The 23,104-nt window shown below is 69.0% G+C and carries 23 protein-coding genes; 9 read left to right on the top strand and 14 right to left on the bottom strand.

The annotated features are described in order from the left end of the window. Window positions 1–73: 73 nt before the first annotated feature. The 5 genes from C9J49_RS00825 (at window position 74) to C9J49_RS00805 (ending at window position 4,632) form a co-directional block, all read left to right on the top strand. Entirely contained in the window at window positions 74–760 is a 687-nt protein-coding gene (locus C9J49_RS00825) for an HAD family phosphatase (protein ID WP_035597202.1), read from the top strand. Window positions 761–859: 99 nt separating this feature from the next. Beyond that, window positions 860–1,879: a LacI family DNA-binding transcriptional regulator gene (locus C9J49_RS00820; protein ID WP_107181135.1), complete on the top strand. Its 1,020-nt coding sequence runs from the start codon at window positions 860–862 to the stop codon at window positions 1,877–1,879. 75 nt (window positions 1,880–1,954) lie between these two features. Beyond that, window positions 1,955–2,920, top strand: coding sequence for a sugar kinase (locus C9J49_RS00815; RefSeq protein ID WP_046078482.1), 966 nt, complete (start codon window positions 1,955–1,957; stop codon window positions 2,918–2,920). Between the two features lie 28 nt (window positions 2,921–2,948). Then, window positions 2,949–3,929: a D-glycerate dehydrogenase gene (locus C9J49_RS00810; protein ID WP_107181155.1), complete on the top strand. Its 981-nt coding sequence runs from the start codon at window positions 2,949–2,951 to the stop codon at window positions 3,927–3,929. Between the two features lie 25 nt (window positions 3,930–3,954). Beyond that, window positions 3,955–4,632 (top strand): HAD family phosphatase, encoded by a 678-nt coding sequence (locus tag C9J49_RS00805; protein ID WP_107181154.1) that lies wholly within the window; start codon window positions 3,955–3,957, stop codon window positions 4,630–4,632. Window positions 4,633–4,708: 76 nt separating this feature from the next. On the opposite strand, the gene uxuA is transcribed toward C9J49_RS00805, so the two are convergent. The 8 genes from uxuA to C9J49_RS00765 form a co-directional block, all read right to left on the bottom strand. After that, on the bottom strand, window positions 4,709–5,887 hold the full coding sequence (uxuA, locus tag C9J49_RS00800) for a mannonate dehydratase (protein WP_107181134.1): 1,179 nt from the start codon (window positions 5,885–5,887) through the stop codon (window positions 4,709–4,711). 16 nt (window positions 5,888–5,903) lie between these two features. Continuing rightward, window positions 5,904–7,376, bottom strand: a complete 1,473-nt coding sequence (locus tag C9J49_RS00795; protein ID WP_107181133.1) for a mannitol dehydrogenase family protein — start codon at window positions 7,374–7,376, stop codon at window positions 5,904–5,906. A 27-nt stretch (window positions 7,377–7,403) separates the two neighbouring features. Then, entirely contained in the window at window positions 7,404–8,684 is a 1,281-nt protein-coding gene (locus tag C9J49_RS00790; RefSeq protein WP_046078485.1) for a TRAP transporter large permease, read from the bottom strand. Then, window positions 8,684–9,256, bottom strand: coding sequence for a TRAP transporter small permease (locus C9J49_RS00785; protein ID WP_046078486.1), 573 nt, complete (start codon window positions 9,254–9,256; stop codon window positions 8,684–8,686). The genes C9J49_RS00790 and C9J49_RS00785 overlap by 1 nt, the downstream gene beginning before the upstream one ends. Window positions 9,257–9,337: 81 nt before the next feature. Next, entirely contained in the window at window positions 9,338–10,306 is a 969-nt protein-coding gene (locus C9J49_RS00780; protein ID WP_046078487.1) for a TRAP transporter substrate-binding protein, read from the bottom strand. 60 nt (window positions 10,307–10,366) lie between these two features. Beyond that, window positions 10,367–11,389: a Zn-dependent oxidoreductase gene (locus C9J49_RS00775; RefSeq protein ID WP_046078488.1), complete on the bottom strand. Its 1,023-nt coding sequence runs from the start codon at window positions 11,387–11,389 to the stop codon at window positions 10,367–10,369. 12 nt (window positions 11,390–11,401) lie between these two features. Further along, on the bottom strand, window positions 11,402–12,613 hold the full coding sequence (gene manD, locus C9J49_RS00770) for a D-mannonate dehydratase ManD (RefSeq protein ID WP_046078489.1): 1,212 nt from the start codon (window positions 12,611–12,613) through the stop codon (window positions 11,402–11,404). After that, window positions 12,610–13,347 carry a GntR family transcriptional regulator gene (locus C9J49_RS00765; protein WP_046078490.1) on the bottom strand — a complete coding sequence of 246 codons (738 nt, stop codon included), beginning with the start codon at window positions 13,345–13,347 and terminating at the stop codon, window positions 12,610–12,612. The genes manD and C9J49_RS00765 overlap by 4 nt, the downstream gene beginning before the upstream one ends. Window positions 13,348–13,482: 135 nt before the next feature. On the opposite strand from C9J49_RS00765, the gene C9J49_RS00760 reads away from it, so the two are divergent. Together C9J49_RS00760 and C9J49_RS00755 are read left to right on the top strand one after the other, a co-directional pair. Then, a complete protein-coding gene (locus C9J49_RS00760; RefSeq protein WP_107181132.1) occupies window positions 13,483–14,667 on the top strand; it encodes an alpha-hydroxy acid oxidase in 1,185 nt (394 codons plus the stop codon). An 85-nt stretch (window positions 14,668–14,752) separates the two neighbouring features. Further along, complete coding sequence (locus C9J49_RS00755) at window positions 14,753–15,127, top strand: translation initiation factor Sui1 (RefSeq protein ID WP_107181131.1); 375 nt, start codon at window positions 14,753–14,755, stop codon at window positions 15,125–15,127. On the opposite strand, the gene C9J49_RS00750 is transcribed toward C9J49_RS00755, so the two are convergent. Next, on the bottom strand, window positions 15,108–15,977 hold the full coding sequence (locus C9J49_RS00750; protein WP_107181130.1) for an NAD-dependent protein deacetylase: 870 nt from the start codon (window positions 15,975–15,977) through the stop codon (window positions 15,108–15,110). The two genes, C9J49_RS00755 and C9J49_RS00750, sit on opposite strands and share 20 nt — an antisense overlap. Before the next feature lie 95 nt (window positions 15,978–16,072). Between C9J49_RS00750 and C9J49_RS00745 the strand changes: the two genes are divergently transcribed. Then, window positions 16,073–16,951 carry a nuclease-related domain-containing protein gene (locus tag C9J49_RS00745; RefSeq protein ID WP_046078494.1) on the top strand — a complete coding sequence of 293 codons (879 nt, stop codon included), beginning with the start codon at window positions 16,073–16,075 and terminating at the stop codon, window positions 16,949–16,951. 10 nt (window positions 16,952–16,961) lie between these two features. On the opposite strand, the gene C9J49_RS00740 is transcribed toward C9J49_RS00745, so the two are convergent. Beyond that, a complete protein-coding gene (locus C9J49_RS00740; protein ID WP_258393716.1) occupies window positions 16,962–17,759 on the bottom strand; it encodes a ribonuclease I in 798 nt (265 codons plus the stop codon). Window positions 17,760–17,880: 121 nt separating this feature from the next. Between C9J49_RS00740 and C9J49_RS00735 the strand changes: the two genes are divergently transcribed. Beyond that, window positions 17,881–18,690, top strand: coding sequence for a RimK family alpha-L-glutamate ligase (locus C9J49_RS00735; RefSeq protein ID WP_046078496.1), 810 nt, complete (start codon window positions 17,881–17,883; stop codon window positions 18,688–18,690). A 24-nt stretch (window positions 18,691–18,714) separates the two neighbouring features. Here the strand turns inward: C9J49_RS00735 and C9J49_RS00730 are convergent, their stop codons facing one another. The 4 genes from C9J49_RS00730 to C9J49_RS00715 all read right to left on the bottom strand — a co-directional run bounded on the left by C9J49_RS00730 (window position 18,715) and on the right by C9J49_RS00715 (window position 23,093). Next, entirely contained in the window at window positions 18,715–20,052 is a 1,338-nt protein-coding gene (locus C9J49_RS00730) for a deoxyguanosinetriphosphate triphosphohydrolase (RefSeq protein ID WP_046078497.1), read from the bottom strand. Between the two features lie 78 nt (window positions 20,053–20,130). After that, window positions 20,131–21,627, bottom strand: coding sequence for a tripartite tricarboxylate transporter permease (locus tag C9J49_RS00725; RefSeq protein ID WP_046078498.1), 1,497 nt, complete (start codon window positions 21,625–21,627; stop codon window positions 20,131–20,133). Window positions 21,628–21,636: 9 nt separating this feature from the next. Then, the gene (locus tag C9J49_RS00720; RefSeq protein WP_181454223.1) at window positions 21,637–22,101 is read right to left on the bottom strand and encodes a tripartite tricarboxylate transporter TctB family protein; all 465 of its coding nucleotides are present in this window, start codon (window positions 22,099–22,101) and stop codon (window positions 21,637–21,639) included. Beyond that, the gene (locus C9J49_RS00715) at window positions 22,098–23,093 is read right to left on the bottom strand and encodes a tripartite tricarboxylate transporter substrate binding protein (RefSeq protein ID WP_107181128.1); all 996 of its coding nucleotides are present in this window, start codon (window positions 23,091–23,093) and stop codon (window positions 22,098–22,100) included. Before C9J49_RS00715 ends, C9J49_RS00720 begins: the two co-directional genes overlap by 4 nt. Between the last annotated feature and the right edge of the window lie 11 nt (window positions 23,094–23,104).

Genomic DNA, 23,104 nt, shown 5'->3' with positions numbered 1-23,104 from the left:
AACTAAAGATGAACGCTGCCGATATGAGACAATAGCGTTAAAGCCGAATGACACGCCCGCGAGGTTACCGGTGATGGCCCGCCCTCTCTGCCTACTCTTCGATTGCGATGGCACCCTGGTCGACAGCGAGCCCCTGCTCGCCGCCGAGATGGAAACCAGCCTGACCGCCGCCGGCCTGCCCTTCCAGGCCAGCGACTACGTCGGCGAGTTCCGCGGCGCCCGCTTCCGCCATATCGTCGCCGAGCTGGAGAGCCGCCATGGCGCCGTCGACCCGGACCGCCTCGAGGTGCTGGAGCGCGACATGCGCGCCAACCTCAACCGCCGCCTGGCCACCGACCTGACGCCGATCACCGGCGCCGCCGAGGCCCTGGCCGCCCTGTCCGGCCATCCCATGGGCGTGGTCTCCAACGGGCCGATCAACAAGATCCGCACCTCGCTGCTGGCGACCAACCTCGAGCCGGTATTCGGCGATCACCTGTTCAGCGCCTACGAGGCGCAGTGCTGGAAGCCCGACCCCTGCCTGTATCGCCACGCCGGGGCCATGCTGGGCTACGCGCCCGAGGACTGCGTGGCCATCGACGACGCCCTGGTCGGCGTCCAGGCGGCGCTGAATGCCGGCATGACGGTGATCCACCTCAACCGCTTCCCCGACGCAGAAGAGACGCCGGAAGGCGCCATCATGATCACCAGCATGTTCCAGCTGCCCACCGTGATCGCCCGCCTGGAACACGACCGCCAGCGCTCGCTGTCACGGGCCTAGGGGCCCGCTTCTCCACCATGGTCTAATCACGTCGGACTTGTCATGTCATGGCGCTTGCCACTAATTTGGGAACGTTCCCATTTTTCGTGATGCCCCTTCATGACCGCTCCGACACGCCGATCCCGCGCCACCATCCTGGAAGTCGCCCGCGACGCTGGCGTCTCCAAGACCAGCGTCTCGCGCTATTTCGGCGATGAGCGCAGCCGGCTGTCGCCCGACATGCAGCAGCGCATCGCCGCCAGCGCCAGCCGACTCGGCTACCGGCCCAACCGCATCGCGCGCGGCCTCAAGGGCGGACAGTCGGGGCTGATCGGCATGCTGGTCGCCGACATCCGCAACCCCTTCTCGGTGGCGGTGATGCACGGCGTGGAGCAGGCCTGCCGCGCCCACGGCTTCTCGCTGATGGTCTGCAACACCGACAACGACCCCGCCCAGGAACGCGATCATCTGGCGCTGCTGGCGTCGTACCGTGTCGAAGGCCTGGTGCTCAACGTCGCCGGCCACCCCGGCGAGGAGCTCGCGGCCCTGACCGAGCGGGACACGCCGCTGGTGCTGCTCGACCGCTCGCTGGACGATCTCGAGGCGGACATGGTCGGCCTCGACAACGACCGCGCCATCGACGCCGCCCTGGAGCATCTGCGGGCCCAGGGCTACGGCGAGCTGCTGTACATCAGCGAGCCGCCGGAACGCGCCAGCTCCCGCCAGCGCCGCCTGGAGCGCTTCTGGACCAAGCTCGGCGCCGATGGGCTGGAGGGTGAAGTCTGCTGTCTCCCGCTCGACGACACCCCGGCCCTGGAGCGCGCCATCGCCGATTTCCTCGACCGCCCGGCCGCCGCCCCCAGGGCCGTGCTGTGCGCCAACGGCAACGTCACTCTGGCGGTCACACGCGTGCTGCAGGCCCGCGGCGACACCCTCGGCACCACCGGCCTGATGGGCATCGACGAACTCGACTGGTGCGGCCTGGTCGGCCCCGGCATCACCACCCTCGCCCAGCCCACCGAGGCGATCGGCCGGGCCGCCATGGACAGCCTGCTGGAGCGCCTTAACGATGCCCGGCGCCCACCTCGGCAGGTTCGCTTCTCGCCGACCCTGATCGCCCGCGGCTCGACCCGCCGCTGACACCATAGCGCCATCGAGCGGCGCGACTCGCCGCTCGATGGTAACGTTCCCATCATGATGCAGGAGATACCGCCAATGACCACACCCTCCCCCAGCCCCGAGATTCTCGCCTTCGGCGAGGCCATGACCCTGTTCGTCGCCGAGGCCGCCGGCGAACTGGCCGAGGTCGAGACCTTCCGACGCCGAATCGCCGGTGCGGACACCAACGTCGCCATCGGCCTGGCGCGACTGGGCTTCGGCGTCGGCTGGCTGAGCCGGGTCGGCGACGACGGCTTCGGCCGCTACATCCGCCACACCCTCGAGGCCGAGGGCCTGGACTGCCGTCACCTGACCGGCGACCCGGACGCCTCCACCGGACTGATCTTCAAGGAACGCGCCCAGGGCGGCGCCGATCCGCACGTCGAATACTTCCGCCGCGGCAGCGCCGCCAGCCGGCTGTCGCCGGAAGATGCCCGGGCGGTGAACTTCGGCGCCGCCCGTCACCTGCACGCCACCGGCATCCCGCCGGCCCTCTCGGCCAGCTGCCGCGAGCTGTCCTGGCACATGCTCGAGCGGGCCCGCCAGGCCGGCGCCAGCATCTCCTTCGACCCCAACCTGCGCCCGTCGCTGTGGGCCAGCGAGGCCGAGATGCGCGACACCCTCAACGCCATGGCCGGCCACGCCGACTGGGTGCTGCCGGGCCTGGCGGAGGGCCGCCGCCTGACCGGGCTGGACACGCCCCACGACATCGCCGGCTTCTACCTCGACCGCGGCGCCCGGGCGGTGATCATCAAGCTGGGCCCGGAAGGCAGCTACTACCGTGGTACGCTCGACGGGCACGAGGAGAGCTTCGAGATTCCCGGCGTGGCCGTCTCCAACGTCGTCGACACCGTGGGCGCCGGCGATGGCTTCGCGGTCGGGGCGATCAGCGCCCTGCTCGACGGCCGCTCGCCGCGTGAGGCCCTGCGGCGCGGCAACCTGATCGGCGCCCTCGCCGTGCAGGTGCCGGGCGATATGGAAGGGCTACCCTCACGCGAACGCCTCACCGAGCTCGAGGCATGACCGACACCCAAGGAGCAAGGAGATGCCCATGTCGAAGCGAATTGCCGTCTATCGCCCTCTTCCCGAAGACCTGCTCGCCGAGCTGAAGCGCGACTTCCACGTCGACGACTTCGGCCATCTGGATGACCTCGACGACCCGGGCTTCCGCGCCGCCCTGGCCGAGGCCCACGGCCTGATCGGCGCCGGCCGCTCGATCACCGCCGAGCTGCTCGATGCCGCCCCGCAGCTGGAGGCGATCTCCAGCGTTTCGGTGGGCGTCGACGCCTATCCGGTCGAGGAACTGGCACGCCGAGGCATCCAGCTGTGCCACACCCCGGACGTGCTCACCGAGACCACCGCCGACACCGGCTTCCTGCTGATCATGGCGACGGCCCGCCGCGCCGTGGAGCTGGCCAACCTCGTTCGTCGCGGCGACTGGCAGGCCAGCATCGGCGAGGCCCACTACGGCAGCGACGTGCACGGCAAGACCCTGGGCATGGTCGGCATGGGGCGTATCGGCGCCGCCATCGCCAGGCGCGGCGCGCTGGGCTTCGGCATGCGCATTCTCTATTCCAACGCCTCGCCGAAGCCGGCGCTCGAGGACGAACTCGGCGCCCGGCGCCGCGAGCTGGACGAACTGCTCGCCGAGGCCGACTTCGTCTGCGTCACCGTGCCGCTGAGCGCCGAGACCGAGCGGCTGATCGGCGAACGCGAGCTCGGCCTGATGCGCGACTCGGCGATCCTGGTCAACATTGCCCGCGGCAAGGTGGTCGACGAGGCGGCGCTGATCGAGGCGCTGGACACCGGACGCATCCGCGCCGCCGGGCTCGACGTCTTCGAGCGCGAGCCACTGCCGGCCGATTCCCCACTGCCCCGCATGGCCAACGTGGTCGCCCTGCCGCACATCGGCTCGGCGACCCACGAGACCCGCTATGACATGGCCAAGCGCGCGGTGGACAACATCCGCCTGGCGTTGTCCGGCGAGCGGCCGCTGAGCCCGTTCAACGAACCGGCCTGCACGCCGGCCTGACTCCATGATCGATCACGAGGACACCATGCCCCAGCCCCTCTGCCTGCTCTTCGATTCCGACGGCACCCTGGTCGACAGCGAGATCCTGCTGGCCGAGGTGATGGCCGAGATCCTGCCGCGCCACGGCCTGCCCTTCACCGCCCGCCAGTACATGGACGAGTTTCGCGGCGTGCGCTTCCTGTCCATCGTGCAGGCACTGGAAGCCCACCACGGCAGCCTCGACGAGGCGCGCCGCCGGTCGGCGGAAGACGAAATGCGGGCACGGATGGAAGCGCGGATGCGCGCGGAGCTGGCCGCGATCGACGGCATGCCGGCGGCCCTGGAGGCCCTCGCCGAGCATCCCCGTGCGGTGGTCTCCAACGGCCCGGAGCGCAAGATCCGCTGCGCCATGGAAAGCTCCGGGCTCGGCCACCACTTCGGCGACCGGCTGTTCAGCGCCTACACCCTGGGGGTGTGGAAGCCCGACCCGGCCCTCTACCTCAAGGCCGCCGAGGCCATGGGCCATGCGCCCGAGCACTGCGTGGTGATCGACGATGCCGCGGTGGGCGTGGCGGCCGGCCTGGATGCCGGCATGCGGGTGGTGCACCTGAACCGCCTTCCCGAGGAGGAAACGACGCCGGAAGGCGCCGTGTCCATCGGCCACGCCAGCGAGCTGCCGGCGGCAATCGCCCGGCTGGCCGCCGGCACGACGCCGGCTCCCTGAGACTCCCTCACTCCGCGAGACGACGACGCCCCCGCCGGCACACTAGCGGGGACATCACCTGTCGAGCCAGTCTCCTTCAGCTGGTCAACGAACGCACCCCCAGCTCCACCCCGCGCAGCTCGGCCAGCCCCTTGAGGCGCCCGTAGAGCGGGTACCCCGGGGCGGTATCGCGGTGCTGATCGTCGAGGATGTGATGGCCATGGTCGGGGCGCAGCGGCAGCCGCGGGCCGCCTTCGCGTTCGCGACGACGCTCCTCGGCGACGAGCGCCCGGACCACGCCGACCATGTCCACGTCCCCGCCCAGATGCGGAGCCTCGTGAAAGGAGCGCGAGTCCGGTGCCTCGCGCTGCGTGGAGCGCAGGTGAGCGAAGTAGATATTCTGCGCGAAGCGTTCGGCCATGCCCACCAGGTCGATATCGGCGCTGACGCCGTAGGAGCCGGTGCAAAGCGTCAGCCCGTTGGCCGGACTCGGCACCCGCTCGAGCAGCCACTGGGCGTCCTCGGGGTCGGACACCACCCGAGGGAGACCGAACAGCGGCCGGGGAGGGTCGTCGGGGTGAATCGCCAGGCGTACGCCTACCTCTTCGGCCACCGGAACGATGGCCTCCAGGAAGTCGCCCAGATGCTCGCGCAGCCGCTCGGCATCGATCTCGGCATACTCCGCCAGCACACCCCGGAACTGCTCGAGCGTGTAGTGCTCCTCGGCGCCGGGCAGCCCGGCGATGATGGTGTCTTTCAGGCGCGCTCGCCCGGCCTCGTCGAGGTCGTCGAAATACGCCCTCGCCTCGGTCTTCTCGGCATCGGAGTACTCGGCCTCGGCGCCGGGGCGCGCCAGCAGGTAGAGGTCGAAGGCAGCGAAGGCGACCTGATCGAAGCGCAGCGCCAGTCCGCCGTCCGGCAGGCGCCAGCTCAGGTCGGTGCGCGTCCAGTCGAGCACCGGCATGAAGTTGTAGCAGACGGTGTCGATGCCACAGGCCGCCAGATTGCGCAGCGTCTGCTGGTAGGCGGCGATATGGGCGTCACGCTCCGGCAACCCCTTCTTGATGTCCTCGTGTACCGGCACGCTCTCGACCACCGACCAGGACAGGCCGGCGGCCTCGATCATTCGCTTGCGCTCTTCAATGGCCTCCACCGGCCAGACCTCGCCGTTGGGAATCTCGTGCAGCGCGGTGACGATGCCGGTCGCACCGGTCTGGCGAATCTCGTCGAGGGTGATGGGGTCCGCGGGGCCGAACCAGCGCCAGGTATGTTCCATGGGAGTGTCCTCTCGATCAGGCCCGTCCGAGGGCGTCCAGCGCCCCGGCCAGCCCCTGTTGTGTCAGATCGGTGTAGGCGGCGGTGACGGCGGCGACGAAACGCGGCTCGGCCGCCAGCGCCGGCGGGAAAACGTCTTCCACGGCCATGAAGGCGGAAACGAGACCGGCGATGTCATCGCCATGACGCACATGCAGCGCCGCCAGGCGGTCGGCCAGCGGGTCGTCCACGGCGTGGGGGGTGCCGGCCAGGTCTGTGCCGGCCGTGTAGCGAATCCAGGCGGCCACACCGAGCGCCGTGCAGGCCACGTCTCGCCCGGCGGCAAGGTGGATCTCGGCACCACTCAGCCAGCGTTGGGGCAGCTTCTGGGAACCGTCCATGGCGATCTGCTGCAGACGGTGGTGCAGGCTGTCGTTGGCGAAGCGGGCCAGCAGCTGCTCGGCGTAGGCGTCGAGGTCCGTGCCCTCGGGCATGGCGAGGGTCGAGGCGGCCTCGTCGAGCATGTAGCGGCGCAGCAGCGACGTCAGATCCTCGCGGCCCACGGCCTCGGCCACCGTCTCGATGCCACCCAGCGCGCCCAGGTAGGCGAGCAGGGAATGACTGCCGTTGAGCATCCGCAGCTTCATGGTCTCGAAGGGGGCCACGTCGGCCACCATCTCCACGCCGTCCGCGGCCCAGTCGGGACGCCCTTGGGGGAAGTCGTCCTCGACCACCCACTGACTGAACGACTCGCCGACCACGGCGTTGCGATCCTCGATGCCGAGCACTGCCAGGCGCGAGAAGTCGGCCTCGGTCATGGCCGGCACGATGCGGTCGACCATGCTGCACGGGAAGGCGACCTCGTCCGCGATCCAGTCGGCCAGCCCAGCATCGCGCCGCGCCGCCAGCGCCATCACGGCGGCCCGGGTGCGCTTGCCGTTGTCGGGCATGTTGTCACAGCTGAGCACCGTGAACGGCGCCTGCCCTGCCGCATGACGTCGCGCCAGCGCCTCGACCAGCAGCCCCGGCGCGGTACGCGGCGCCTCGGGATGAGCGATATCGGCGGCCACCAGCGGGTCGTCGACCAGCAGCTCGCCGCTGGCCGGGCTCAGGAAATAGCCCTTCTCGGTCACCGTCAGGGTGACGATGCGGGTCTCGGGGGACGCCATGCGCTCGAGCAGCGTCTCGACGTCGCGCCCCCAGCGGCCGTTCTCGTCCTTGCCGGTGAACAGCGTCTCCTCGATCACGCCGATCTCGCGCACGGTGACATGCTCGCTGTCGGCGTATTCGGCCACGTGATAGCGATGGCCGGCCTCGCGCAGGGCATCGACCAGCGCCACGCTGGCACGCAGGTTGGCACTGCTCACGCCCCAGGCGTCATCGCCGGTACGCTGGCGATAGCGCTCCAGGTAGACCGCCTGGTGGGCGCGGTGGAAGGCGCCCAGGCCCAGATGGACCATGCCGATTCGAACCCTGCCGGCACTGGCCGGCAGCCGTTTGACACTCTGCATCATGCTCTCCATGTCAGGGGCGCGGCCTTACGGGCCGAGGATCAGGTTGGGCAGCCACATCGAGATGGCCGGCACGTAGGCCACCAGCAGCAGCACGGCAAGGTTGCAGATCAGGAACGGCAGGATCGCCCGGGCCACGGTCAGCACCTGCAGGTTGCCGATCCCCGAGACCACGAACAGGCAGACGCCCACCGGTGGTGTGGTGAGGCCGATCATCAGGTTGAGCACCGCCATCACCGCGAAGTGCACCGGGTCCATGCCCACCCCGGTCGCCACGCCCAGCAGCGCCGGGAAGAGGATGATCAGCGCAGCGATCGTCTCCATGAAGGCGCCGACGCACAACATGATCAGGTTGAGGATCAGGATCACCACCAGCGGATTCTCGCTGATCGCCAGGATGCCGGACGCGACCATCTGGGGAATCTGCTCGCTGGTCAGGATCCAGCCGAACAGGTTGGCCAGCCCCACCAGCAGCAGCAGTGCGGAAGAGGTCAGCACGGTGTCGGTGAGGATGGCCGGCAGCTTGCGCCAGGAGAGCCCCTTGTAGACGTACATGCCGACCACCAGCGCATAGAGGCTGGCGACGATGGAGGCCTCGGTGGGCGTGAAGAAACCGCCGATGATGCCGTAGAGAATGATGGCGGTCATCAGCAGCGCCCAGAAGGCGGTGCGCCCCTCGCGCACCAGCTGCAGCAGGGATACCCGCTTCTCCTTGGGATAGCCGCGGCGAATGGCCAGCAGGTAGACAGTGACCATCATCGCCACGCCCAGCAGGATGCCCGGGATGGCGCCGGCCAGGAACATGCGGCCGACCGAGACGCCGGTCAGCGAGCCGGCGATGATCATCGGCACGCTGGGCGGGATGATCGGCCCGATGGTCGAGGAGGCCGCAGTGACGGCGGCCGAGAACGGCTTGTCGTAGCCGGCCTTCGACATGCCGGGAATCATCACCGAGCCGATGCTGGCGGCATCCGCCACGGCCGTGCCCGAGATGCCGCCGAAGATCATCGAGCCGCCGACGTTGGCCAGGCCCAGGCCGCCGCGGATGTGGCCGACGAGGGCGTTGGAGAAACGCACGATGTGCTCGGTGATGTTGCCGACGTTCATCAGGTTCCCGGCCAGCACGAAACCGGGAATACACAACAGCACGAAAGTGTCGATTCCCGAGTAGAGGCGCTGCGGCACGATGGTCAGCGGAATCCCCGCCAGCAGCAGATAGCTCAGCGAGGCGATGCCCAGCGAGAAGGCGATCGGCACCCCGACCAGCAGCAGCACCAGGAAGACGGCGAACAGCGCGATCACTTCCATCACGGGGTCTCCGTATCGGCGTGGGAGGCCGGGTGCCAGGCACCCCAAAGGCCTTCGATGACACCGATGGCGCTATACAGCAGGACCAGCCCGAACAGCACCACGGTGGAGAAGAAAATGTAGAGCATGGGCACCCTCAGGGTCGGCGAGGTCTGCCAGGTGCCATTGGCGGCGTACTGCCAGGCGTAGGGCAGCACGATCAGGGCGAAGCCCCCCACCAGCAGGCATACCAGCACCTGGTAGATCGCCCGCCCGCGCGGCCCCATCCAGTGATGGAAGAGCTCCACGTTGACGTTGCGGCGCCGGCGGATCACCACGCCGGCGGAGAGGGCGACCATGTAGATGAACAGGTAACGCGACAGTTCTTCGGTCCAGGCCGGCGAGGAAGGCAGCGCCAGACGCCCGACGACCTGCAGCAGCACGGTGGCGGCGATGCCCACCAGTGCCAGTGTCGCGAGGAAGGTGAACAGGGTATCGAGCCAGCCGATCACACGACCGGCCAGGCCCGGCAGGCGTGGCACCGCCGACAGGGCGTCGAGCTCCTCGACGGCCCGCTGCTCGGAAGCATCCATGGGTACACCTCTCGGGGGTGATCGGCCACCCCGATGGCAACAGGAAGGAAGTGGCGGGCACCGAAGTGCCCGCCCCGTACTTTAGAGGTCCTGAATCGCGTCGTAGAGCGCACGCTGCTCGTCGTTCAGCGCCTCGAGCACCGCCGGGCGCGCCTTCTCGGCGAAGGCCTCGGTGTCAACCTCGACGAACTCCATGCCGCGCTCCTCCAGGCTCTGGCGCAGACGCTCCTGGTCCGTCGCGAACAGGTCGGCTTCGTAGGCCTGCATCTCCTGGGCGGCATCACGCACGACCTGCTGCAAGTCGTCGGGCATCGCCTCGAGCTGGTTCCTGCCGATCACCACGTAGATCCAGCTGCGCACGTGGCCAGTGAGGTTCACGTAGTCCTGCACCTCATCGAAGCTGGCGCTCTCGATCAGGCTCAGCGGGTTCTCCTGGGCCTGTATGGTGCTCTGCTGCAGCGCGGTGAAGACCTCGCTGAAGGCCATCGGCGTCGGCCGCGCGCCCAGCGCCTCCCAGGCGTCGACGAACAGCGGCACGTTGGGCACCCGCAGGCGGATGCCGTCCAGATCCTCGGGCGAGGTGATCGGACGGTTGCTGGTCAGCTCGCGCGGGCCGCGCTCGAACCAGGCCAGCGGCACCAGGTTGGCGCGTTCGGTGATCTGAGCCTCGATCTGGTCGCCGATATCCCCTTCCACGGCCTGCCTGAGGTGCTCGGAGTCGCGGAAGGCATAGGGCACGGCCATCATCGCCGCCTTGGGCGCCCAGTTCTGCAGGCTCTCGCCGGTGATGGTCATGTCGGCGGTGCCCAGCTGGATGCTGTTGATGACGTCCATCTCGGCGCCGAGCTGCTCGTTGGGATAGACCTGAACCTCGATCTGCCCGTCGGAGTTCTCCTCGACCAGTTCCTTGAACTTGAGGGCCGCCTGGTTCCAGATGTGCTGCTCGTTGGCCAGATGGCCGAACTTCAGGGTGTAGTCGGCGGCGAGGCTGGCCTGGCTGCCGAGCAGGGCGGCGCCGAGGACGGCGCTGGTGACGAGTCGCTTGAACATGGCGTGTTCTCCTGGCACTTGCTGTTGTGTGTTGTTGGCTGGATGGCGCGAGTGCAGCCCTCAGGCACCGATCTCGATCAGTACCTTGCGGGCACTTTCGGGATGATGATCGATCATCTCGATGGCCCCGGGCATGTCGTCGAAGGGCAGGCGATGGCTCACCAGCGCCAGCGGATCGAGTCGCCCGGATGCCATCAGCTCGATCACTTCCGGAAACTTGCGGTTGTTGAGTCGCGAGCCGACCAGGGTCAGCTCCTTCTTGATCACCTCCAGCTGCACCAGATCGCTGGGCGTCGGGTTGAAGCCAAGCAGCCCGATGCGGCCCGCCGGCGACGCCATGCGCAGCATCTGCGGCAGCAGGGCCGGCACGCAGGCGGCATCGGCGATCAGCGGCATGCCTTCACCGCCGGTCAGCGCCTCGACCTCGGCCTCGACGTCCTGCTCGGCGCCGTTGAGGGTTCGGGTGGCGCCCAGCTCGCGAGCGGTCTCCAGGCGAGCGTCGATGACGTCGCTGACGGTGATGTCCTCGATGCCCTGGGCGCGAGCCACCTGCAGAATGGTCAGGCCGATCACGCCGGCCCCGAGAATCAGCAGGCGATCGCCCGGATGCGGCTGCATGCGACTCAGCACGTTGGCGGCGATGGTATAGGGTTCGACCAGCGCCGCGGCATCCAGCCCGAGCCCCTCGGGCAGGCGATGGACGTTGCCGGCCGGCACGTTGACCCGCTCCTCGAAGCCGCCGTTGCGATGCACGCCGATCACTTCCAGCGCGGTGCAGACATTGGGACGGCCGATGCGGCAGGGATAGCACTCGCCGCAGCTGATCACCGGATCGATACACACCCGGTCGCCGACGGCCACGCCCTCGACACCCTCGCCCACCGCCTCGACCAGCCCGGCGAACTCGTGGCCGGTGATCCGCGGGAAACGCACGAAGGCGTTGTCACCGTGGATGATGTGCATGTCGGAGCCGCAGATCCCGGCGAAGGCCACCTTCACCTGGACCTCGCCCGCGGCCACCGCGGGGGCTTCGGCCTCGACCAGCCGGTAGTCCTGGGGCGCGTTTACCTGAAAGGCTTTCATCGATTCACCTCGTTACCAGTGCCACAGCGTGCCGTCCTCGAGCCGGTTGACCGGCAGGCTGGCACGGCGATAGGGATATTGGGCGGCCGCGTCCTCGTCGATATCGACGCCGTGTCCAGGCGTCTCGCCGACGATGAAGTGGCCATCCTCGAAACGGTAGTCGTGGGGAAAGACCTCGTTGGTCACGTCCGCATGAGGCATGTACTCCTGGATGCCGAAGTTGGGCACCCAGGTATCGAAGTGGATCGCCGCCCCCAGGCAGACCGGCGACAGATCGGTCGGGCCGTGGAAGCCGGTGCGCACGTGATAGAGCCCGGCCAGGTCGGCCAGCCGCCGCATGTGGGTGATGCCGCCGGCATGGGTCAGGGTCGCCCGGATATAGTCGATCCACTGGTTCTCGATCAGCGCCTTGGCATCGAAGAGGCTGTTGAAGACCTCGCCCACCGCCAGCGGCGTGGTGGTGTGCTGGCGGATCAGGCCGAAGCTCTCCTGGTTCTCGGCCGGCACGCAGTCCTCGAGCCAGAACAGGTGGTAGGGCTCGACCTCCTTGCCCAGTCGCGCCGCCTCGATGGGCGTCAGTCGGTGGTGGACGTCGTGCAGCACGTGCAGGTCATCGCCGAAGCGCTCGCGCACGGCGGCGAACAGCTTGGGCACGTGGTTGAGATACTTGGCGGTGCTCCAGACGTGCTCGGCCGGCAGGTCGGCATCGGCGGGCTCGTAGCGCTCGCCGGGGCGCTTGGCCACGCCGTAGATGCTGGCGATCCCCGGCACGCCGGCCTGCACGCGAACCGCGCGATAGCCCTGCTCGACGTGGCGCGCGACCTCCTCGAGGCAGGACTCGATGTCCTTGCCGGTGGCGTGGCCGTAGACCATCACTCGCTCGCGACTCTTGCCGCCCAGCAGCTGGTACAGCGGCATCCCGGCGACCTTGGCCTTGATATCCCACAGCGCCATGTCGACGGCGGCGATGGCGGTCATGGTCACCGGACCGCGGCGCCAGTAGGCACCGCGATAGAGGTAGTGCCAGATGTCCTCGATGCGCTGGGGATCGCGGCCGATCAGGGCCGGAATCACGTGTTCCTCGAGATAGGCCACCACCGCCTGCTCGCGGCCGTTGAGGGTGGCATCACCAATGCCGTAGACGCCCTCGTCGGTAACGATCTTGAGGGTGACGAAGTTGCGCCCCGGTGCGGTGACGATGGTATAGGCCCGTTCGATCTTCATGCCTGGCTCTCCTCGACAAGCGGTGGTATCAGGGCGGACTGGAACATTTCGGGGAATCGGCTCACGAGGTCGGGCAGCGACTGCAGGATCTCGCACTGGTGAACACGCATCGCCTCGGCGGCCGCGTCGGCATCGCGTCGCTCGATTGCATCGACGATCGCCTGGTGCTGGGCGATCAGCTTGTCGAGCGGCGTGCTCTCGGGAACGCTCAGATAGCGCACGCGATCGAGCTGCGCCTTGACCTCCTCGGCCACCTTCCAGGCGGTCTGCTGCCCGGCCCCCAGCGACAGGGTGCGATGGAACTCTTCATCCAGCAGGAAGAAGCGATCGTGATCCGCCGGCTCGATGCACCGGCGCTGTCGCGCGATCAGCTCGTGCAGCTCCGCCAGGGTGCGATCACTCAGCCCCTTGCTGGCGGCCTCTCGTGCCACGGCCACCTCGACCGCCTCGCGCACGAAACGGGCCTCGAGAACGGCCTGCTGCGAAATCTTGACCACGAAGGTGCCACGCTGGGGGCGCACCTCGACCAGTCCGGCCTCCGACAGCCGGATGAAGGCCTCGCGGACGGGCTGACGACTGACCGAAAAGGTCTCGGCCAGCTCCTTCTCCGACAGCGCCTGCCCCGGCGCCAGCACCATGCGGATGATCGACTGCCGCAGCACCGTGTAGAGCCGCTGGCGCACCGCCCCCTCGTCGCGCATCTCCTGCCACAGCGCCTGCAATGTCGTGTTCATGACGTCACCCCGTTATCGGCACGGCCATGGGCCCTCGCCTTTTCGATGCAACTAGTATGGTAGTATGGCAGGAGAGCGAAAAGCGCTTCGTTATTAGACATTGGTGTCATGCGCCATCGGCAAAGGGAGACCCACGTGGAACGCGCCAGCTATGCCGGAACCGACTATCGAAAGGCACTCAACATCGAGGACCTGGCGCGGATCGCCCGCCGCAGACTGCCCCATTTTGTCCATGAGTATCTCGAGGGCGGTGCCGACGATGAACGCACGCTGGATCGCAACCGCCGGGTGTTCGACGATTACCGGTTCGAACCGAAAACCCTGACGCGCGTCGGCCCCCGGGACCTGTCCACCACCCTGCTGGGCCGGCAACATGCCCTGCCTCTGGTGATCGGACCGACCGGCTACAACGGCATGATGACGAAGAACGGCGACCTGAAGCTGGCCGCGGCGGCGTCCGCTGCGAACATCCCCTTCGTGCTCAGCAACGTGGCCACCACCTCGCTGGAGGAGATCGCCGACGTCGAAGACCTCAGGGCCTGGATGCAGATCTACTTCTATCGCGACCGCGACTACGTCAGGAAACTGGTCGAACGCTGCCGAACGGCGCGATACGAGACGCTCGTGGTCACCACCGACAGCGCCATCTACGGCAACCGGGAGTGGGACCTGCGCAACTTCCGCAAGCCCATGCAGCCCACGCTGCGCAATCTCCTGCATCTGCTGACCCGCCCGCGCTGGATCGCCGACGTGCTGATCCCCGACGGCATGCCCACCTTCAAGAACCTCGGCGACCTGCTGCCGCCCGGCAAGCAGAGCGTGCAGGGCGCCTCGGCCATCATCGGCCAGCAGCTGGACCCTTCCCTCAACTGGGACGATATCGCCTGGCTGCGCGATCACTGGCAGGGCAAGCTGATCGTCAAGGGCATCCTGGCGCCGGCCGAGGCCGAGCAGGCCGCGACACTCGGCGTCGACGGGGTGGTACTCTCCAATCATGGGGGGCGCCAGCTCGATAGCGCCTGCTCGCCGCTGGAGGTGCTGCCCGACGCCAGAAAGGCCGTCGGCGAACGCTGCCAGCTGTTCATCGACAGCGGCTTCCGGCGTGGCACGGATATCGTCAAGGCGCTGGCCCTGGGGGCCGATGCGGTCTGGCTGGGGCGAGCGACGCTGTACGGCCTGGCCGCCGGCGGCCAGGCCGGCGTCGCGCATGCCCTCGACCTGCTGCGCGGAGAAGTGGACCGGACGATCGGCTTGCTGGGGCTGAGCCAGGCCTCCGAGCTCGGCCCCGAGGTCCTCGGGCCCGACCGTCGGCACACATGAGCCGACGCGCAAGGCCCGCCCGCATCGACCGCCGCCGCCGGGCCTCGTATCATCTGGGGCCCGCATCCATTGCCGAGGAGGCCCCATGGCATCTCTCCAGGACCAGCTGCGTGGCCTGGTCTACTCCACCGAACACGGCGACACCTGCCCCGAGTGCCGCCAGCCCGTCGACGACTGCCGCTGCGCCGAGGCCGCCGAAGAGGAGCGCCTGGCGGGCCTGGACGGCATCGTGCGCCTACGCCGCGAGACCAAGGGCCGCAAGGGCAAGGGCGTGACCCTGGTCGATGGCGTGCCGCTCAAGGCCGACGAGCTCAAGACCCTGGCCAAGGAGCTCAAGAAACGCTGCGGCACCGGCGGCGCCCTGAAGGACGGCGTGATCGAGATTCAAGGCGACCAGCGCGAGGTGCTCAAGGGCGAGCTGGAGAAGCGAGGGTTCAAGGTCAGGCTGGCCGGCGGCTAGGCCCTTCCTTCAGCGTCTCGACCAGCGCGGCCAGCCCGGCCTCGGCGCCGGCCGTGACCTTGAGCGTATAGAGGTCGTCGGCGCGGGTGCGTCCGAGGTTCAGACAGGCCAGTGGCTTGCCGGCCCGGGCGGCTTCGCGGGCGAAGCGGAAGCCCGAGTAGACCATCAGCGACGAGCCCACCACCAGCAGCCCGTCGGCCTCCTCCAGCAACGCGAAGGCCTCGTCCACGCGGGGGCGAGGCACGCTGTCGCCGAAGAACACCACGTCCGGCTTCCAGATGCCGTCACCGCAGCGGGTGCAGTCCGGCACACGGAAGCCCGCGAAGTCCGCTTCCAGGTCGGCATCGCCATCCGGACCGGCCCGGGCGCCGGTGTCGAGCCAGTCGGGATTGTGGCGGGCCAGCTCGGCATGCAGATCATGGCGCATGCGTGTCGCCCCGCAGCCCATGCAGCGCACCAGGTCGGCCCGGCCATGCAGCTCGATCACCCGACGCGAGCCGGCGCGGCGATGCAGGCCGTCGACGTTCTGGGTGATGATGCCGATCACCCGCCCTTCGGCCTCGAGCCGCGCCAGGGCACCATGGGCCTCGTTGGGGCGCGCCTCCTGAAGCGTGCGGAAGCCGATCAGCGCCCGCGCCCAATAGCGCTGCCGGGCGGCCTGGCTGCCCATGAAGACGCCATGCTGCATCGGCGGCGAGCGCTTCCAGTCGCCGCCGTCGTCGCGATAGTCGGGGATGCCGCTGGCCGTGCTGACGCCGGCCCCGGTCAGCACGGCCAGGCGCGGCGTGCTCGCCACGAAGGCCGCCAGGGCCTCGAGATCGGCGCCGAGCGGCGCCTGACGATCGCTCATGTCACTCCTCGCTTCTCGGCATGCGCGCCGAGCATGGCCTCGGGGCGCCGATCCTGTCTACAATAGACGGGATCCCCCACGGGCAAGGACTCCCGATGGCCTGGCTGGAATACCTGATTCCCCTCATCTTCCTGTTTCCTCTGGCGGCGACCGCGGTGATCGTGGTCGGGCTGCGCAATCTGCACGACGCCCGGGTCAGCTCGCCCTTCGACGCCCACCCGCTGCGCGAGCCGGGCCAGTCGCTGCGCGACCGTCTGGACCGCGCCTTCGCCGGCCTGTTCCTCAACGGCGCCCTGGGCCCGATCGTGATCATGACGCCGCTGGTCTACGGCATGGGGCGCATGCTGTTCTCCGACGAACCGGAATGGGTCGAATGGACCCTCTACGGCGCGCTCTCCACGCTGCTGGTGCTGATCTTCTGCTTCCGACTGATCCGCGACTTCCAGCGCATCCGCCGCCTCAAGCTGGGGCTGGCCTGCGAACTGGCGGTGGGCCAGGAGCTCGAGCGACTGATCCGCCCCGAGTCACACCCCTACGTCATCTTCCACGACGTGCCCGCCGAAGGCGACACGCTCGATCACGTGGCGATCACGCCCCATGGCGTGTTCGCCGTCGAGACCTGGGCCCGCAGCCCGACGGTGCGCCCCTCTGGCGAGGAGGACAACCGCGTCACGGTCGAACACGCTCGCCTGCGCTTCCCGGGCTGGATCGAGCGACGCCCGCTGCGCGACACCCGCCGCGCCGCGCGCTGGCTGGCCGAATGGCTGGAGCAAGAGCTGGGCCAACCGGTGCCGGTGCAGGGCGTGCTGGCCCTGCCTGGCTGGCAGATCGAGCACCCCGAGGCCGCCGATGACCTGCTGGTGGTCAGCGGCGATGCCCTGGCCGAGCGGCTGCCCGAGCGGCGTCTGGATGCCCTCGACGACGCCACCCGCGAGGCGGTGATCGCCGCGATCCACCGCCGCGCCCCGCACTGAGGGATGGCCGTCAGTCGAAATCGGCGATCCTGACCCGCGTCGCGCAGCGCCCGCGGCCGAGCCGTACCAGGCTGTCGGCCGACGGGAAGCGGTCGAGGGCCTCGGCATCGATGCCGATACGCACCTCGGTCAGCAGCCGATTGCCGCGCCCGCGGCACTCCAGGCGCAGCGCCCGCCCCCGGCCCTCGCCGAAAGCCGCCTCGAAGGCGTCGATCAGGGCGTTGCGCCCCACCACGCCGCCACGATGCAGCGCCACGAAGTCGCCGAAGGCGCTGTCGTTCACTGCCTCAAGCAGCTCGAGCGAGGTCGCGAACAGCGCCTCCTCGGGCAGCGCCAGGCAGGCCGCGTGCTTGGCGTACTGGTAGCGATCCAGGCAGCTCGCCCGCCCCGGCATGGCACGATCCAGCCGCCGCCCGAGGGCGTCCGGCAGCGCCAGCGGCGCATGGGCGCGGCAGAAACCGCCGGCCGGCCGTGGCGTTTCCAGGAAGCATCCCTGGCGCCACCAGTCACGACGCGTGACCCCGCGCTCGCGGAAGTCGTCGGGCAGCGAGGCCCAGAGCCCGTGCAGCACGAAGCCGTCGTCCGCCCCGCGCCGCAGCCGGGCCTCCCGGCACTCTCGTGGCGGCCGCGAGCGACTGGCGCAGAAGCCGGGATGCCAGGTCAGCGCCAAGGTGTAGTGATCGACACCGTCCAGCGCCAGTGGCGATGACGCCGAGGCCGGCAGGGCCGAGGTCACGGCCAGCCAGCCGCCCAGCAGCCCCATCAGCAGCACCTTCTTCGGCCGCCAATACGGTCTAGAACGCTTCACTGTCGTGCGCTCCTCCTCATCATGCCTGCCTCGGGGATGCCCGAGGGCCGATAACGCTTGCCAGAACCATGAAGGCGGATAATAATTCGCCGCCTTCGCAGGAGATGGCCTTTTCATCACCATGAAACTCATCACGTTCGACGTTTTTCGCACCCTGGGGATTCCCGGGGTGCGCTATATCAAGCCGGAACGCATGTACGATCACCTGGAGGAGATCCGTCAGGCGGACTGGCTGCTGTTCCCCGAATACTGGCAGGTCAATGCCCTGGCCTACGGGCTCGGCGCGCGCATCTTCCCGAGTCTGGCCAGCTACCACCTGGGCCACGACAAGGTCCAGCAGACCCGCGCCTTCCTGGCACTGTGCCCCGAGCACGTGCCGCCCACCGAGATTCGCGGCACCTCCCGCGCCGCTCTCGACCACATCGAGGCGCGCTTCGGCTACCCCTTCATCGCCAAGCGCATCAAGAGCGCCATGGGCGAGGGCGTACGGCTGATCGCGTCGCGCCAGGATCTCGACGACCACGTCGCCGAGGAGCCGGTGCTGTATGCCCAGGCGCGGCTGCCGATCGACCGTGACCTGCGCATCGTGCTGGTCGGCGGCGAGGTGATCGCCGCCTACTGGCGGATCACGCCGCTCGAGGGCTATCGCGCCAACGTCAGCCAGGGCGGACGAATCGACCACGCGGCGATTCCCGAGGCGGCCATCGGTCTGGCCCGCCGCCTGGCCCGCGAGCTCGACATCGACCACGCCGGCTTCGACATCGCCATGGTCGACGGGCATCCCTACGTGTTCGAGTTCAACCGCCTGTTCGGCAACCAGGGCATCGCCAACAGCAGCCGGCGCATCGGCGACGCCATCCGCCGCGTCATCGGCCTGGACGACGACGATCGCGATCCTGACGGGGAGCCGCCGCTGCAGCTGACGGCCTGAACCGGCGCCGCAGAGGCCCGCCGCTCAGTCGCCCCTGAGCCGCCCGCCCATCTCCTGAGCCAGATCCACCGCGTAGTGGTCGGTCATGCCGCCGATGAAGTCGAGCATGCGCCGGTAGCTGTCGTAGAGCGACCAGGAGGGGCGCGGGGTGTTCTCGCCGATCAGCGCCAGCACCCGCTGGTGCTTGAAGGTCGAGCCGCCGGTGTGGTGCAGCTCGTGGGCGGCGCCGATGAAGGCCTCCAGCAGGATGCCCAGGGTGGTGTAGGCGCCGATCTCCAGCTTGGCCTTGCGTTCGTTGCGGAAGATGCGCTCCCGCGCCAGCTGCTTGGCCGTCTTCACCCCCCAGTCCAGGTCCGGGTGGCACAGCTCGAGCAGGTCGTGGCGCAGCCGGCCGCCGAGCAGCTCGGCCTCGTGCTGGACGAACGCTCCGGCCACCTCGGTCACCGCCCGCTCCATGGCCGCCCCGCGCAGCGCGGCGATCCGCCGCCGCTGGGACACGCCCTCCTCGCGCATGGTCGCGAAGTCGCCGGGCTCGCCGCCGGCGATCTGGGTCAGGATGCCGGCCACCTCGTCGAAACCGAGGATGCCCATCTCCAGGCCGTCCTCCAGGTCGAGCAGCGCGTAGCAGATGTCGTCGGCGGCCTCGACCAGCCAGGCCAGCGGATGCCGGCTCCAGCGGTTCTCGCCCTGGGGCAGCAGCCCCAGCCGCTCGGCCACCTCGGTCAGCAGATGGGCCTCGCTCTGGTAGCAGCCGAACTTGCCGGCGCTGCCGCCGTGCTCGACGGTCCAGGGATACTTGAGCAGGGTGCCCAGCGTCGCCGCGGTCAGGCGCATGCCACCGCGGAACTGGTTGTATTCGATCTGGGTGACGATGCGAAAGCCCTGGGCGTTGCCCTCGTAGGTCAGCAGGTCGGCGCGCTCGGCGTCGGACAGCCCCTCCAGCAGCCCGCTGCCGTCGCTCTCGGCGCGCTTGAACCAGTCGCGGATCGCGTACTCCCCGGCGTGGCCGAAGGGCGGGTTGCCGATGTCGTGGCCCAGGCAGGCGGCCTGGACGATCACGCCGAGATCGGCCGGCGTGATGTCCTCGGGCAGCCGGTGGCGCAGCCCCTCGCCGACGCTCATGCCCAGCGAGCGCCCTACGCAGCCGACCTCCAGCGAGTGGGTCAAGCGGGTGTGGATATGATCGTTGTCGGTCAGCGGGTGCACCTGGGTCTTGCGCCCCAGGCGGCGGAAGGAGCCGGCGAAGACGATGCGGTCGTGGTCCTTGTGGAAGGGGCTGCGGCCGATCTCGTCGCGAGACGTGCCGCGCCGGTCATGGAGCCGGGCCGGGTCGAGCAGCCGCTCCCAGGTCATCTGCGTCATGGGCGTTCCTCCTTGAGGCCTTCATTCTGGCACCGGGAGGCACGCCACCCAAGCCGCCGGCGCGGCTTTCGCTTTCCGTCAGACCAGCCGGCGCTTGACCAGCAGCGCATAGATCAGCCCGGCGCACAGCAGGGTCGCGGCGAAGACATAGATGCCGATCGAGATCCCGCTGCTCCACAGGATGCTCCAGTCGCCGCCGGTGATCGACATCGCCCGCCGCAGGTTGAACTCCATCTGCCCACCCAGCAGCAGCCCCAGCACCACCGGCACGGTGGGAATCTCGAGCTTGCGCAGCACATAGCCGAGCACGCCGAAGGCCAGCATCATGAAGAGGTCGAAGGGGCTGTTGTTGAGCGAATAGACCCCCACGAAGGCCACCAGCACCACCATCGGCATCAGGAACCAGGAGGGCGCCTGCAGCACCTTGGCGAACAGCCCCACCAGCGGGATGTTGAGCACCAGCAGCATGACGTTGCCGATGAACAGCGCCGCCACCAGGCCCCAGACCATGTCCGGCTGCTGCTCGAACAGCAGCGGCCCGGGGGTGATGTTCATCGACAGCAGCAGCGCCAGCAGGATGGCGGTGGTGCCGCTGCCGGGGATGCCCAGCGACAGCATGGGGATCAGCGCCCCGCCGGCGGCGGCGTTGTTGCCCGCCTCCGGGGCCGCCACGCCGCGGGGGTCGCCGCGACCGAAGTCGCCCTTGTCGCCCCAGCGGCGCTTCTCCAGCGAATAGGACAGGAAGCTGCCGAGCGAGGCGCCGGCGCCGGGCAGCACACCGGCGATGAAGCCGATCAGCGAGCCGCGGCCGATGGTCGAAGCGCAGCTTTTCGAGCGCCGCATGCCCGGCACGGCCGAGCCGAGCCGCACGGGCGTGATCTCCAGGCGATGATCACGCTCCAGGAACAGCAGGCACTCGGAGATGGCGAACAGCCCGATCAGCGCCACCAGATAGTCGATGCCGTCATAGAGCTCATACCAGCCGAAGGTGTAGCGCGCCACGCTGCTGACGGGATCGATCCCCACCGTGCCGAGCAGCAGGCCCAGGCAGGCGGCGATGAAACTCTTGGTGAAGCTGCCGGAGGTCACCCCGCCGATGGTGGCGAAGGCCAGCATGAACAGCGCGAAGTACTCGGCGGGCCCGAAGCGGATCGCCACCTTGACCAGCAGCGGCGCGAACAGCGTCAGGCCGATGGTGGCGATGGTCGCCCCGGCGAAAGAGGCCACGGCGGACAGCCCCAGCGCCTCGCCGCCGCGGCCGGCGCGCGCCATCGGGTAGCCGTCGAGGGTCGTCATCATCGCCGGCTCGTCGCCGGGAATGTTGAGCACGATGGAGCTGATGCGGCCGCCATACATGCAGCCGTAATACACGCTGACCAGCAGGATCAGCGCCGCGGTGGGCGCCAGCCCGAAGTTGAACGCCAGCGGGATCATCAGCGCCACGCCGTTCACCGGCCCCAGCCCTGGCAGGGCGCCGATCAGGGTACCGACGGTGCAGCCGATCAGCGCCAGCAGCAGATGTTCGGGCTGCAGCGCCACCGCGAACCCGTGCACGAGGAAATCGAGAATATCCATGACGTATCGCTACCCACTCCAGCCGGGCGTGTCGGGCAGCGGAATGCCCAGGGCGAATTCGAACAGCACGTACAGCGCAAACCCGAGCAGCGCCCCGTATGGCAGGGCCTGACGCCATCGGGCACCGAACAGGCGCATCAGCAGCACCGTGGCCAGCAGCGTCGCCGGCACGAAGCCCAGCGGCTCGAGCACGATGGCATAGCAGCCCAGCAGCAGCAGCATGCCGAGCTGGCGCACCAGCGCCGTCTTCTCCGGCCAGCGCTGATTGATGCCGGGGCGCGCAATCAGGTACAGCGACAGCACGCCCAGCGGCACGCTGACCAGCCGGGGGAAGACCCCCGGCCCCACCGGCTGCATGAAACCGGTGACGAAGGTATGCGAGTGCCACCAGGCGCCCAGCGCCAGCAGTGCCAGCGCCGCCCCGGCGATGCGGTCGCCCAGGGCGGCATGGCGAATCGGCGGGGCGGCGCTCACTGAATGACTCCGATCTCGCGGGAAATGGCCTCGACGCTGTCGATCGACTCGCGCACGAAGTCGCTGAACTCGTCGCCACCGCGCCACAGCGGCACCAGGCCGTTCTGCGCCGCGACCGCCTTCCACTCGTCGCTTTCATAAAGGGCATGGAGGGTCTCGACCATGGCCGCGTAATCGTCGTCCGAGACCTCGCCACCGGTATAGAAACCGCGCCAGTTGTAACCGGTCACGTCGTAGCCCTGGGAGACGGCCGTCGGCAGCGCGTCGAACGGCTCGGGCAGCGGCTCGTCGGAGAGCACCGCCAGCACCCGCACGTCGCCGGACTCGATGAAGCCGGCGATCTCGCCCAGGTCGGTGGAGACCGCATCCACGTGACCACCCATCATCTGGGTCACGGCCGGCCCGCCGCCGTCGAACTGCACCCAGCGTAGCGCGCCGATGCGATCCCCCGGCAGCCCCGCGGCCTTGGCCAGCATCAGCGCGCGGATATGGTCCCAGCCGCCGGCGCCGCTGGAGCCGGACATCACCACCGAGGTGGGGTCGGCAACGATCGCCTCGAGCAGCTGGTCGAGGGTCTGATAGGCGCTCTCGTCATCGACCAGGATCACCCCAACGTCGGTGCCGAGCATCCCCAGCCAGCGCATGGTGTCGGCGTCGCCCGGGTAGCGCCCCTGGGCGATCTGGGTCATGCCCACGGTGCTGGTGGCCACCATCAGATCGCTGTCGTCGGCACGCTTGCCGGCCACGTTGGAGAACGCCACGGCGCCCACGCCGCCCGGCATGTTGGTCACCTGGACGTTGCCGTCGACCAGGTCCAGCTCGCGCAGCAGCTGGCCCACCGAGCGGCAGGTGAAGTCCCAGCCGCCACCGGGGTCGGCCGGGGCGATGCACTCGTCGATGGCCAGCGCCTGGCCGGCAAGGCCGCCCGTCAGGCCCAGCCCCAGCAGGGTGGAGGCCATCAGGCGGCGGGGTGTCATGGAAGTGATCGGCATGTCGTCGCTCC

Source organism: Halomonas sp. SL1 (assembly GCF_003030865.2).
GTDB lineage: Bacteria > Pseudomonadota > Gammaproteobacteria > Pseudomonadales > Halomonadaceae > Halomonas > Halomonas halophila.
Note: the sequence above shows the minus strand (reverse complement) of the source record. Positions and strands in the feature narration are given on the sequence as shown.